This window comes from Mucilaginibacter paludis DSM 18603 (genome assembly GCF_000166195.2).
Lineage (GTDB): Bacteria > Bacteroidota > Bacteroidia > Sphingobacteriales > Sphingobacteriaceae > Mucilaginibacter > Mucilaginibacter paludis.
Genome location: NZ_CM001403.1, coordinates 675256 through 687517, shown reverse-complemented (window position 1 = coordinate 687517; position 12262 = coordinate 675256). Strand labels below are relative to the sequence as shown.

12 protein-coding genes are annotated in these 12262 nt (G+C 43.7%); 4 read left to right on the top strand and 8 right to left on the bottom strand.

Annotated features, from left to right (window positions below; translation table 11 throughout):
* Positions 1–63: 63 nt before the first annotated feature.
* The 3 genes from MUCPA_RS02885 to MUCPA_RS02875 all read left to right on the top strand — a co-directional run bounded on the left by MUCPA_RS02885 (position 64) and on the right by MUCPA_RS02875 (position 1628).
* A complete protein-coding gene (locus MUCPA_RS02885; RefSeq protein WP_008504332.1) occupies positions 64–636 on the top strand; it encodes a Crp/Fnr family transcriptional regulator in 573 nt (190 codons plus the stop codon).
* 124 nt (positions 637–760) lie between these two features.
* Positions 761–1192 carry a MauE/DoxX family redox-associated membrane protein gene (locus tag MUCPA_RS02880; RefSeq protein WP_008504331.1) on the top strand — a complete coding sequence of 144 codons (432 nt, stop codon included), beginning with the start codon at positions 761–763 and terminating at the stop codon, positions 1190–1192.
* Between the two features lie 112 nt (positions 1193–1304).
* Complete coding sequence (locus MUCPA_RS02875) at positions 1305–1628, top strand: hypothetical protein (protein WP_008504330.1); 324 nt, start codon at positions 1305–1307, stop codon at positions 1626–1628.
* A gap of 60 nt (positions 1629–1688) precedes the next feature.
* On the opposite strand, the gene MUCPA_RS02870 is transcribed toward MUCPA_RS02875, so the two are convergent.
* From MUCPA_RS02870 to MUCPA_RS02855, 4 genes are all read right to left on the bottom strand, one after another.
* The gene (locus MUCPA_RS02870) at positions 1689–3068 is read right to left on the bottom strand and encodes a RagB/SusD family nutrient uptake outer membrane protein (RefSeq protein ID WP_008504329.1); all 1380 of its coding nucleotides are present in this window, start codon (positions 3066–3068) and stop codon (positions 1689–1691) included.
* A gap of 17 nt (positions 3069–3085) precedes the next feature.
* Positions 3086–6280, bottom strand: a complete 3195-nt coding sequence (locus tag MUCPA_RS02865; RefSeq protein WP_008504328.1) for a SusC/RagA family TonB-linked outer membrane protein — start codon at positions 6278–6280, stop codon at positions 3086–3088.
* Positions 6281–6312: 32 nt separating this feature from the next.
* The gene (locus MUCPA_RS02860) at positions 6313–6870 is read right to left on the bottom strand and encodes a TlpA family protein disulfide reductase (protein ID WP_008504327.1); all 558 of its coding nucleotides are present in this window, start codon (positions 6868–6870) and stop codon (positions 6313–6315) included.
* A gap of 145 nt (positions 6871–7015) precedes the next feature.
* Positions 7016–7291 (bottom strand): hypothetical protein, encoded by a 276-nt coding sequence (locus MUCPA_RS02855; protein WP_040625671.1) that lies wholly within the window; start codon positions 7289–7291, stop codon positions 7016–7018.
* A 306-nt stretch (positions 7292–7597) separates the two neighbouring features.
* Between MUCPA_RS02855 and MUCPA_RS36810 the strand changes: the two genes are divergently transcribed.
* A complete protein-coding gene (locus tag MUCPA_RS36810; protein WP_008504325.1) occupies positions 7598–7816 on the top strand; it encodes a helix-turn-helix domain-containing protein in 219 nt (72 codons plus the stop codon).
* Positions 7817–7894: 78 nt separating this feature from the next.
* On the opposite strand, the gene MUCPA_RS02850 is transcribed toward MUCPA_RS36810, so the two are convergent.
* From MUCPA_RS02850 to MUCPA_RS02835, 4 genes are read right to left on the bottom strand one after another with little or no spacing between them, the layout of a single operon-like run.
* Positions 7895–8512, bottom strand: coding sequence for a TetR/AcrR family transcriptional regulator (locus tag MUCPA_RS02850; RefSeq protein WP_008504324.1), 618 nt, complete (start codon positions 8510–8512; stop codon positions 7895–7897).
* A 57-nt stretch (positions 8513–8569) separates the two neighbouring features.
* Positions 8570–10504 carry a conjugal transfer protein MobC gene (mobC, locus tag MUCPA_RS02845; RefSeq protein WP_008504323.1) on the bottom strand — a complete coding sequence of 645 codons (1935 nt, stop codon included), beginning with the start codon at positions 10502–10504 and terminating at the stop codon, positions 8570–8572.
* 10 nt (positions 10505–10514) lie between these two features.
* Positions 10515–11777, bottom strand: coding sequence for a relaxase/mobilization nuclease domain-containing protein (locus tag MUCPA_RS02840; protein ID WP_008504322.1), 1263 nt, complete (start codon positions 11775–11777; stop codon positions 10515–10517).
* Positions 11741–12157: a plasmid mobilization protein gene (locus tag MUCPA_RS02835; RefSeq protein WP_063747531.1), complete on the bottom strand. Its 417-nt coding sequence runs from the start codon at positions 12155–12157 to the stop codon at positions 11741–11743. The genes MUCPA_RS02840 and MUCPA_RS02835 overlap by 37 nt, the downstream gene beginning before the upstream one ends.
* Between the last annotated feature and the right edge of the window lie 105 nt (positions 12158–12262).

The window sequence follows — 12262 nt, the reverse complement described above, 5'->3', positions numbered from 1 at the left end:
GGCTTCTTTAACTGAGCGTATCGGAGCTGAGAACCCTGAAATCAATCACATCATATCACACGTATGTCCGTTGCACCATTACTTCACTACTTATCTGAATTGCATGATCTGTCCGGGCCCTTTACAGCAGAATTATCGATCTCCTTACATACCGAGCGTTACAAGGCGCATCAGATCATCGTTGGCGAAGGTCAGATTGAAAACCGGCTTTGGTTTATGAGCAGCGGGTTTGCGCGGTGTTATTTTCTCAATGAAGATGGAAGCGAGCAAACGATCAGGTTCTGGCTACCCGGTGATTTTATCTTTTCCTACCAGGGTTACTGGAAAACTCCGTCTGACGTTTACATAGAAATACTTGATTCCTCCGAACTGTTATCCCTTACCTATAAAAAGCTGGATGTGCTGTTAAAGGATTTCCCGGAGACGAAAGTATTTACACGGGCCATTATCTTAAAGCAATGGCGGAAGGATTTCCGGCGCACGACCCTCAATGCCCTGCACTCTGAGGAACGCTATCGCTTATTGAGAAAAGAAAGTCCGCTGGTATTTAAACATGCCCCTTTAAGAATGATCGCCTCCTACCTGGAAATGAGCAGGGAAAGCCTGAGCCGTCTGATCTCCAAAGAAGGCAATTAGCGGTTTATCATACTTTTTTGTGATCAAAAAACAATAAGTGGTGACTTTTAGGGCATCAACCCGTGATGGATGAGCTTGGCCTGAAAAGCAGGCGGATCTAATTTTGTTTAACGATCCCTTGCTTATGAAAACATCTGTCTTACTTGATGCCCTTATTTTCCTGCTCATGCTGCTCTTCGCTTATACCGCATTGAGCAAACTGATGGATTTCGCGGAGTTCAAAGGACAAATGTTCCGGCAACAGTTGCCGTCATGGGCAGCTGCGATACTCATCTATACTTTACCAGGCATCGAATTGCTAACGGTTGGCTTATTGTATCAGCCATTGTACCGCAGAGCGGGATTGATGCTTTCCGCTATACTGATGACGGGTTTTACCGTCTACATCGGATTAGCCCTGGCGGGTGCCTTCCCGGAGAAGCCCTGTTCATGCGGCGGGGTATTCAGGCACATGGGATGGAAAACCCACTTTATATTCAACATTTTCTTTTTGCTGTTAACGTTTACCGGACTATATATCACGCGCAGGGAAAGGAGGTTACAACAAAACAGCTAAGCCGTTATTGCTGATCCTAATGGCCGGATGTCGTTGATCATGCACAGGAAAAGCCGAAAACCTGGCACAGAGTAGGTCTTATTTATCCAATATCGATTTAAAGTTTACAACCATGAAAAAACAATTTTTAGGCCTGGCGGCCATCGTTATCGCTGTAAGTGCGAGTGCATTTACCACTTCCCACAAATACAGCACTTATTTTTACCGTTATACATCCAGTTCCCATGCACAGACTGATATTCAGAATATCAGCAATTATGTGCGCCAGGACTTAACCTGCGGGGATGGAGCCAATGTTTGCGGGGTTTACCTCGCTACTGACAAACCAACCGGACAACAACCGGTGACCAGTGAATTCAATTCAGAACAATCCGCGTTATGGGTTTCACAGCAAAATGGAAGCCCGAGCGATGCCAATATTGACATGAAAGAATAATTCCTTCGCTCAATGTATGAAAAGCAGCGGGTTCAGCCTATTGAACCCGCTGTTTTATTTTCAGGGGTTTTGTATGACTCCGCTGATATTAACCGCGTTCCTGTCCAGCTGAAAGGTATAGCGTAAACCGCCCGGTTGCAGTGTATACCTCGTCCCACCGATATTGCGGTAAAGGGTTTGCGCGGTGCCTGCTTCCTTATTCAACCGCCGCAGGTCCGTCCAGCGCAGCGTCCGGTACAACAATTCCTTTCGCCTTTCCTGCAAGATCAAAGTCAGCAGTTGTCCGGGATCGCTCGTCGTGACCGGCACGTAGGTTCCCGTTTTATAGCGGGTGGTTAAGAGCGCATTCAGATCATTCAGGGCAGACTGGGTATTGCCGTTCCTCGCAGCCGCTTCTGCCCGGATCAGCAGAACTTCGTCTGTAGCGCAGCCGGTAAAAAGTGAAGCATTGCTCAGGCCGGTATAATTTCCTTTAAAAGCTTTACTGCCATTGGTATTGGACTTAAAAAAGACCGTCTTTCGCAGGTCATTGGTCGCATAGGACCCGAATAGCGTCGTATCAATGCGGGCCCTGGCAGAGGACAAGGCCGCGGGCGGCGATGTCCGCGCATCATAGATCACCTCATCATTAAACTGTTTGAAAGGTATCGTGGAACTGGCACTGACCGTATTGTAATTGATCAGCGTATGATACAGCTGCAAGCAGGAATCCGCGTAAAGCCCGGCCTGCTCATATTTGCGCATGGACAGGTAAACACGGGCCAGCACCGCGTAAGCCGCGGGTTTGGAAGGCCGGTATTTTAGCAAGGGTGTGGCGGGTAACAAGGGAACGGCAGCTTTAAGGTCGGTAATGACCGAGGCATAGGTAGCGGCAACAGTGGAGCGAACCGGCAGGTCCGCGATATCGGATTTTAAGCGCAAGGGTATGCCCAGGTCGGTATTGGCTGTCTGATCATCATAAGGCACTGCGAATAACTGCGCCAGCGCGTAATGATAAGCGCCTCTTAAGAACAGGGCGCTTCCCCTTATTTCGTTCACTTTTGCCGGATCACTGCCCGGCAGGCTGTTCAGGGTTTCCAGCATGATGTTCGCATAGAAAATGCTGTTGTATGGTGCCGTATAGTCCCCGCCGATGTCGTCGAATTTTTGCCACAGGTAAAAGTTTCGCTGCCGCTCGACCAGGCTGGTATAATCCGCATCGGTCAGGTAAAAATTATCGGCACTCGTCTCCGAAGCCGAGGGATAATGTGTGTTGAGGGCTGAATAATTATCGAGCATCCCTTCCAGATCGGCTATGGTGGATGGTGTCGATATCTTTTGATCGGGTTTGGCCTCCAGGTATTTTTTACAGGCCGTGGTACCCATCACCATCAAAAGCAGTACCGGGATTAAGCGGTAATTCGTTTTCGTAGTTTTATATAGCAGCATTAAGATTTTCATATCAAGTCATTTAGCGTTTAAAGATTAACTTTGAGGCCGGCGGAAAAAGTGACCGGCGGTTTAACCCCATACAGAATATCCGGGTCAATGCCTGATTTATTGGCTTTCCAGATCAGCAGGTTCAACTGACTGGCGTACAGATAAAATTGAACTGACTTCAAGCCCAACATGGGATGTTGCGGCACCCAGTCATATCCCAGGTAAATATCATTCAGCTTGACATTATCCGCCCGTTCAACATTGATATCCGCATAGTGATAAAAATTATCCCGCAGGGCGTTAGCCGGATAGACCAGCGACGGAACGTTGGTTGATTTCTCATCGCCAGGTTTCATCCAGCGCTGATCGTATTCCGAGTATCCGGTACCATAGGTAAACAAGGTGGTATAATTGAGCGATGGCCGCCGGAAGTAGTAATCCAACTTATAAGTGATATTGACCGCCAATGAAAAATGATGCCAGTCCACGGTATTCCTGAATGTTCCGAACAAGGGTGGCAGAGCCGAACCGCTTACGACCTGTTGCTGTACCGGATTTTTGGCGATGGCCTGGTAGTCCTTACTTACCTGACCATTCACATAACCCATCGGATCACCGGTTTGGGGATCAAGTCCCGCCCATTGGTAGCTTACGATTTCGTATGGATTATAACCAACCACGGGAAAGATATAATTACCGTCACTGACTAAACCATCCGCAGAGGGCGGATTGAGATTTTTTGAAACTTTATACGATACATAGTTTAACAAAAGCGTAGACCTCCATTTAATTTCCCGGTTGACATTCAGGGTGTTCAGCACCACATCAAAGCCTTTTGAATCAATGGCTGCCGAGTTTTGCAAAGCGCCGGTCATACCGACGGTAGGGTCAAGTATCACATTGTTGATCAGATCAGTGGCATTCTTTTTATAAAGATCAACCGAACCCGTTAACCGGCTGTTGGCCGAACCGAAGTCAAACCCTGCATTCAAGGTCTTGACCTGTTCCCAGCGCAGGTATGGATTGGGCGGTGACAGGATATCCACTGATGGCAGATTGATGGGTGAACGTGAAGGATCGTTGTATTGGATCTTGGTGAGTGCCGAAGCTGTCAGGGAAAGATTGCCGCTAACGCCGTAGGTTAAACGCATACTCAGCTGCGGTAACCAGCCTGCCTTATAGAATTGCTCCTGGTCGATCCGCCAGAGCAAACCGGCAGACCAGAGCGGCACCCATTTCTGATTGGTATTAACACCGAAGATATTCGAGGCATCCCGCCTGGCACTTCCTGACAGGGTATATTTCCGGTTGTAAGTATAAGCTGCATTGGTATACACGGAAACAAACCTGTTTGTTAAATTATCAATACTGCTGCCATCGGGAATATAACTGTTCCCGTAAATGCCGTCAAATGTGGGATAAGGATTGCTGTAATCCACACCAACCGTTGTCGCCGTATTGGCATCGTAGCCATATAGGGTGCTTGTGCTGATATGGCTCCGGGTTTCCCTGATTTCGGCACCTGCGATGGCAGACAGTTCATGTTTGTCTCCCCAGTTATTATTTACATTGAGCTGCCCGCGTAAAGACTGCGCCCTGTTCAGCACATCCCGCGTTTTCAGAATCCCGTTTTTAGGCACGATATAATCTACACCTGTAGCGGTGAACTGGCTGAACCTGTTGATCAGATCACGGGTGGAAAAAAGGGCGAGGCTATTGTTGTTGGTCGTATTGTTCCAGGACTGCTGATATTGGTATTTGAGGTCTGCACTTAGCCAGGGCAGCACTTTGTACGATGTACCGGCATTCAATAATATATCATTCGCCGTGGTGGTATTGTCATTATTGGCTAACTCCTGCAAGGGCCGGTATTTCCAGTCCAGTAGCTTGCCATGGCCTGCCGTATCCGTGTACTGTCCCCGGTAAAATATATCCACAGCAGCCGGGGTGCCATCGGAATTGACCAGCCTGGCATAAGGTGAAATGTTACCCGTAAAGCTATAATTGCCATAACCTCCGGGGCTGTTGGTAGTGGCATCGGTATGCGTAAAAATAACATCCGTTTGCAGTTGCCATCTTTTTGTCAGGTCAATAACATTGTTGGAACGCACGGTAATCCGCTGGTTGCCGTTACCTTTCAGGTTACTCAGGTTTTTATCATAACCTGCCGATAAGAGATACCTGATATTATTACCCGAGCCCGTCAGGTTCAGGGCATATTGCTGAACAGTTGCCGGGCGGTATAAGTACCTGGTCATATCATTCCGCACATCCTGTCCTGCAAGCTGATTGATCCGGGCATCTGCCTGGGCCTGTGAAAGCGGGCCCTGTTTTTGTTGTTGCAGAATTTCGACGACCTGCGATATTGGCGGGTGGGTAGGGTCATTAAATAAGTTATCGTAGTTACCCTGCGAGAAAAGGTATTTTTCCAACCCATTAAAACTGCCTACTGATAACTGGTTCGCAGAAAACAGGTTTGGTTTGGCAGATAAGGTCATATTCGAGTTGATAGTGACTTTTAAGGGCTGGTTCAGCTTCGCTTTTTTGGTGTTGATGACGATTACCCCATTACCGGCCCGTGCTCCCCATATTGACGAAGCAGCGGCATCTTTCAGCACGGTTACACTTTCTATATCGTTGGGATTGATGTTGTTGATATCACCGGCATAAGGGAAATTATCCAGTACGATAAGCGGTGAAGCCGCGTCGTAATTCAATGTACTGAGCCCGCGGATCTGTATGGTACTTTGATTAGGATCACGTTTATCAATCAGCAGGCCGCTGGTCAATCCATCCAGACGGCTGACAATATCGCTGCCGACCCGCTGATTTAATAATTGATTATCCAGTTTGTAAAATGAGCCGGTCGCTCTTTCTTTGGGAATATCCTGGTAACCTGTACTGACCACCACTTCGTTCAATTCGCTCACCATCGGTTCCATTTGGATACGTAGCGGTAAAATGGTGGCGGAGCTAACGGGTAAGCGTAAAGTTTTATAACCAATATAGGTGATCCGCAGGGTATCAGGCGAAGTTCGGATCGCGATGCTGAAATGGCCGCTGGTATCCGATGCCGACGAAGTACGGCTGATGGAAAAAGTGAGGGTTACACCGGCAAGGGGCTGTCCTGTGGCAGAGCTGACCTGGCCTCGGATCATTTTTACCTGAGAGAAAGCGCTCGTTGTAAAAATGAGCAGGAAAAGCCATAAGAATGGGTAATATTTTAATTTCATGTATCAATCATCATAGTGTGAAAAATATAGTGTTAGCGTACCCTGTCAATTTTAACAGGGAGATCAATCCGCCCGTAGGTGATCAGGCGAGACACGTTAGCATCCGTGACCTCCTTTTTTCCTGTAATCGCGACTATTAGACCTTGCTGGTTAATCCAGACATAATGCGGCAGCGCGGTAAACCGGAAATAATTACTGCATGTGGTATCCTGAACTGCCACCGGCAGATGTGGCGTATATGCAATCCTTTTGAACAGGGTATTGATCTTGTCCAGATCATCACCTGTCTTTTTACAATTGATCAAAAAGACCTGTAATTTGCCGTTGAATTGTTTTTGCAGGGAATCCATGTGCGGCAGGCCGTTAATACAGTTACTACACCAGGTCGCCCAGAAATCCAGCAGGATGACCTTGCCTTTAAAATCAGCTAATTTGGCGGTGGTAGATTTGTAATGTATCAGGTTATTGAGCATGATGTCCGGCAAAGTATCCCCGATGGTAAGCGGTTTAACTGATTGGAGATGCTGCGCATTGACCCGAAAATTCAGGCATAGCAAAGCCAGTACGATGTAAATCGTTATTTTTTTCATGAGCGTTTAGTTAGTGGATGAAATGAGAAGAGCGGGAAAAATACATAATGACAACCCGGTCAATTTTTAACTATTAACCGAAACCGGGTTACCATTACCCATTGATCATTCGGGCGGACAAATGACCAGTAGCCAGATACTTGATTTACTTGTCTTCATGATCTCCTTTAATTTGATTTTCAGACATGATTTGCAGTACCTCAGCACGGTGATAGATCTCACTGATTAAGTTGGGAAGGCCGATGATGCCATCTTCTTGAAGCGTATTTAAGTCAATTCCTTGTTCCCGCAGGTTACCAGTAAACCAATCGTTTAACTCCTTTTGAAACTGTTCATAGGGTACACGATGAAACCGTTCCATTATCCCGGTTAGGGTACTGAAATCGGGAGATTCTGGGTTTGATTTTTCTGCTTCTTCCATAATATGAGCCTGAATAAACATCTCATACAGCTATATTTTCAGAAACAGGAAGGGACTATAAATGGACATCTGAATAAATATATACTGATTATCCCAATACTTTAAATCCCAATATGCATTGGCGAGCGATTAGTTACTCGCAATATCTCAATAAGATATTTGCATGTATTTTTCTTACTAAAACTGTATTTTGTTTTTAATTTCTAAACAAGTATATAGAAATTCTATCTAAATTCATAAAATTTATTTCATTTATTTAAACAAGCGTACATTAATTCTAAATAAGTGTAAAGTATTTAGAAACTAATGACAGACTTAGGGTTATTTTTATCAAAACGTTCTGTTAATAAAGCGGAGATTTCAAGAAAGACTGGAATTAGTAAATCTCGGATAACTCAGTTATCGAATAATTCGACAACCAAACTTACTGTGGAGGAACTTTACAAAATTGCCCTGTCAATAAATATCAATCCATGTGATTTATTGCAGGATATTTGTAAAGACATAACTCTTCCCATCCAATAAATTGAAAGAGTTTGACTGGTTTTTAAATTACTGATTTTTTGGATTGTTAGTCTATAAACTGTTCGCCGATAGTTTCAGTTACTTCGTTTTTGATTTCTCAAAAGCCCAGCCCACAATCTGTTCAATCGATTTTAGTATCTCGTTTTGCCCATTGGCAGACATAAGATCAATGTCACAAAACATACCGCCATTAAATCGGGTGTGCAGAATCGTATAATAAATACCGCCGACCAATAAAGCTGCTATAGCACGAAAGTTGACTTTTGTATTTTCAAAGTCTTTGTCCGTCATCTCCAGTAGTTTTTGACCATTACTTTCCCTTGCATTATGAATGCTTGTCATTAAACGGCAGTCCCCTGAAAGTTCCCAATGGATCAAACGTTGCATTTCCGGTTCGGAAAGAAAAAATTTATACTGGTTTTGGAGTATTTGCGTCACCAAATGTTGCGAACTCAGCGATTTGTTATTACTGATAAATTCATTTAGCTTATTAGAAAACGTCATCCAGTAGTCGTTCTCAACAACATAGGCTTCAATTAAATATTCTAATTTACCAAAATAGCGGTAAAGCAAACCCTTATTTACTCCCGCTTTTCTTGCTATATTGTTTACACCAAGGGCACTATAGCCCTCATTCTTCAATATTTCACCAACGGCATTGATAAAACGCCTTTTCGTTTCCTCTTTATTTTTCATAGCGTTATTACATAAAATAAGAAAAAAGATACATTACCAAAATTTGTACCAATATTCCTATAAGGAGTGTTCAACGGCATTTAAAATGTGTTTTATGTCCTTTTTTATCTGGTTATAATTGATCAATATATCCTCGTATTCAACCTTTCTAATATCCGGGATAGCTTTATAGTTAGCCTCCTCTTGTTTTATAGCCTCATGATCGTTTTGAATCATATTATGAAAGGTTTTAAGTTCAATCCTGTTATCGGGATCGTCGGCTATCATACCAACAAACTCACCCGAGGATAGCCCGGCAATCTTTGAAGCTGGCACCGCATAGTCCAACTGTACTGACTTACTGATAGATGTATCTGAACTATTTATGGAAACACTTTCCTTCTCCTGGTTGATCTTTCCAAACCGTTCCGACAATTGCTTTGCAGTATCGCCGGTTACCTGGCCGAAAACCACATTGCCGACAATGTTTAAAATAACTTCGGCCTGTTCCCGGCCATAGTCCTTTTTTAACTGGCTGTAATCTTGTACGGCTAACGTAACCGCTACCTTATTAGATCGCGCCGTAGCGATGAGGTTATCTATACCGTTAAAATAAATGGTAGGGAACTCATCAAATATCATACTGCACTTTTGTTGATTCTTGCGGTTGACCAATTTATTAATGCGGTTAATGTATAGTGACAGCACGGCACCATACACTTGTGATTTTTGCGGGTTATTGGCTAAACAAACAATCTTCGGTTCATCAGGATTATTGATGTCGAGTGAAAAATCGTTACCGCTCAATACGTAATACAACTGTGGGGATGAAATACGGGCCAAGCTGATCTTAGCACTGGCGACCTGTCCTTCCAATTGTTCATAAGCTTCATTCTTCCAGGCAGATACAAAGGGATTAATTAGCACCTCTATCTCCGGTTCCTGTAACAATACTTCAAATAGTTCCTTGTAATCAACTTGCGCCAGTTCAATAACATGCGGTAGGGTACAATAGCGCCCGTTTTCATACTTCTTTAAGAACCACATAATAGCTGTTACAAAGTTTATAGGCGATTCAACAAAAAAGTCGCCCTGTTTTTTTATCCATTCGCGGTTTAAACCGAGCATGATTGTGCGGCTGGAATCTATGGCATCGGTTATGTCAATCATCGTATGTGGTTCCAACGGATTAGCCCGGTGCATGATCTGTTCCAGATTGATGACATATTGTACCGGCTTCACTGGATATAAATGACTGTGTTTCAGTAATGCGTTATAAACAATTTTGGTGAGGTCATCGTATTTAAAATCATAAACCAACATGGTAAACCCCTTTTGGATATGCTGCTGTATGATATGCCGGATCACAAAATAAGATTTCCCGGAACCGGGGCTTCCGCCAATCAATGTACCCCGAAAAGGATTGATGATATTGATCCAGCTTTTACGGGGTTTACCCTTTAGGTTATAAATAGCCGGAAGATTGATAGAATATTCATTTTCGAGCAAGCGCTCTTCCTGCGGGAACGATTCATTGTCTTTGTTAAATATGTCTTTGCCCAGGTTTAATTTAATCATCCTGAATAACAGGCTTCCTCCGGACATTATTAAAAAGTATCCTAAAGAGGTTAAACTGATATACAGAATTGCTACCGTATTGAAGGGATAATGTAAACCTAATACCAGGTCGCTGATAAAGTAAATCACAACACCTGCCAAACAATAGGTGATGATTGTTCTAATCCTGATCGTTTCGTCCTTTTTACCTTTGCTACCTATCAAAGAAGCCAGCAACAATAGCAGCGCAGATGCCTTAGCATATAACACCGTTTTAAAAATTACCATCCTGGATAGCGGTAATACCACATGATTCACCAAAGGCTTGGTTAAACCCCATGCCTGAAAAGCGGGATAGCATGACAAATAAAAATGCACGATCAGAAGCGTTAAACTCAATAACCTTGTAAAGTCAATGATCTTTCTAAGAGCTTGTTCATTTTCTCCGGTTTGCATAATTTATAAATTAAAGTGAATGACCTTTTCGTTTCTTTTTCTTGCGTTTATTTTGTTGTAGTTTGCCGATAGCGGCCATATCCTGTTGTTCCTCTTTAAACAATACATTAAGTAAGGAATCGCCGCTATTTCCCCTGGCGTCGTTTCCTGAAAAAATTTCAGTGTTTTTGATATTGCTATTTGGGGAATTAGTTGCCATTTCGATGATTGGCTTGTCTTTAACCCCAGTAATTTTGAACCTTTCGGCAAGCATACCGGCACTATACTGTTTACCTAAATCACTTCCGTTGAATACTGATTTAGATTGGTGATCCACAAACGTTACCCCATATAGCCGCCCATCATCGTTTTGCCGGAACACTACTTGTATTCCTTTTTCATGCAGTGCTTTTTGAAATTGAGCCTTTGATAGTGGCCTGATCAATACTCCCTCAATGGCATTTTTCAACTGATCTTTCAGGGGTTTACGCAATACCTCATTTAGCCTGAAACGATCTTCCAAAATTTTTAAAGTTGGTTTTCCGTAAATGCTGCTTGCCTTGATAGGCACCCCAAGTTTGTTGCCTTTTTCATCCAATACCCAATAAACCAATCCGTTTTTTTCGTACATCCGGGAATCTTTTGAGCCCCGGTCGGCGGTAACATTAAATTGATTGAGTACTGCATTCATCTCCGGGATGCTGGTAAATTTGTAGCTTTTCATCACCTCGCTCACCACGTTGGTGATCGCTCGTTTGGTTTCAGTTTTGCCATATTCTACCTGCTTTAAATTGATGCGTTCCGGCATTTTTTGACCATCCGGTTTGTTGCCGGCCTGTTGCAAACCGTACTTTATTTCGATGGCTTTTCTGGCAGCTTCTGACTTGGTCTTCCCCAATAGATGCAGGCTGATCCTTTCACCTGATTTTTGAATATTTGTGGTTACAATATGAACATGTGGATGACCCGCATCTGAATGTTTATAGGCCAGGTAAGGTTGATTACCGAAGCCGATCTGCTCCATGTAATCCCCGATAATTTGCTGAAGTCTGGGCGTTTCCAATTCCTCGCCATTTGCAAAATTCAAAGAGATGTGTACAGCATTGGTTTTGGTTCGTTCATTACCCGATGCCAAATCTGTTAACCTAAATAGCTTGTCATTGAAATTCAGATCGTGCAAATCCTTGAAATAACCAGCTGCCTCAATAAGTTCTGCCTTGCTATTTCGCACCTTAATTTCATTGTAATTCAAGGCACCTATGATACTTTTTCCGCTCTTAATTTTTGCGACCATAAATCTGCATAGTTATTCATCCGGTCTTTGATCTGAATGATAGATGGCTCTAGTTTGCTGTTAATCACGCCAAGCAAATTGACCCATAGCCGGGTGTCTGCATGGCCGTGTGCGCTATTGATATTCCGTACCGCCTGGTTCAAATTATTGCCTATTGCATTCAATTCTTTTCGCAGTAAAATCAGTTCTTCCAATGCCTCGTCCATCGACTTATCCCGATAGGTTACAGTTATCGGCTTGTCGAGTAAAACGCTCCTGATGTATTCACTCAGTTTGCGGAACCTGGTCTTTTTGAACCGGTTATCAATCAGCGTGAACTCAGCTGGCTTTAACCTCGTTAGCAGTATTTTCGACCTGTTTTCTTCTTCATTTTCCATCATCTAAAATCTTTAAAAATGCGACTTCGGAGTATTTTTCAATGTCCCGGACTGACTTCGGAAGGGAGGGCAAGATTTCGTTTGTATTACAAACGTACATCTTGCTGA

Bases quoted from the DNA above. Each gene is read 5' to 3' on its own strand.
- MUCPA_RS02870 (WP_008504329.1), bottom strand. From the start codon at position 3,068: ATGAAAATCTTAATGCTGCTATATAAAACTACGAAAACGAATTACCGC.
- MUCPA_RS02885 (WP_008504332.1), top strand. From the start codon at position 64: ATGTCCGTTGCACCATTACTTCACTACTTATCTGAATTGCATGATCTG.
- mobC (WP_008504323.1), bottom strand. From the start codon at position 10,504: ATGCAAACCGGAGAAAATGAACAAGCTCTTAGAAAGATCATTGACTTT.
- MUCPA_RS02850 (WP_008504324.1), bottom strand. From the start codon at position 8,512: ATGAAAAATAAAGAGGAAACGAAAAGGCGTTTTATCAATGCCGTTGGT.
- MUCPA_RS02840 (WP_008504322.1), bottom strand. From the start codon at position 11,777: ATGGTCGCAAAAATTAAGAGCGGAAAAAGTATCATAGGTGCCTTGAAT.
- MUCPA_RS02880 (WP_008504331.1), top strand. From the start codon at position 761: ATGAAAACATCTGTCTTACTTGATGCCCTTATTTTCCTGCTCATGCTG.
- MUCPA_RS02860 (WP_008504327.1), bottom strand. From the start codon at position 6,870: ATGAAAAAAATAACGATTTACATCGTACTGGCTTTGCTATGCCTGAAT.
- MUCPA_RS36810 (WP_008504325.1), top strand. From the start codon at position 7,598: ATGACAGACTTAGGGTTATTTTTATCAAAACGTTCTGTTAATAAAGCG.
- MUCPA_RS02865 (WP_008504328.1), bottom strand. From the start codon at position 6,280: ATGAAATTAAAATATTACCCATTCTTATGGCTTTTCCTGCTCATTTTT.
- MUCPA_RS02875 (WP_008504330.1), top strand. From the start codon at position 1,305: ATGAAAAAACAATTTTTAGGCCTGGCGGCCATCGTTATCGCTGTAAGT.
- MUCPA_RS02835 (WP_063747531.1), bottom strand. From the start codon at position 12,157: ATGATGGAAAATGAAGAAGAAAACAGGTCGAAAATACTGCTAACGAGG.
- MUCPA_RS02855 (WP_040625671.1), bottom strand. From the start codon at position 7,291: ATGGAAGAAGCAGAAAAATCAAACCCAGAATCTCCCGATTTCAGTACC.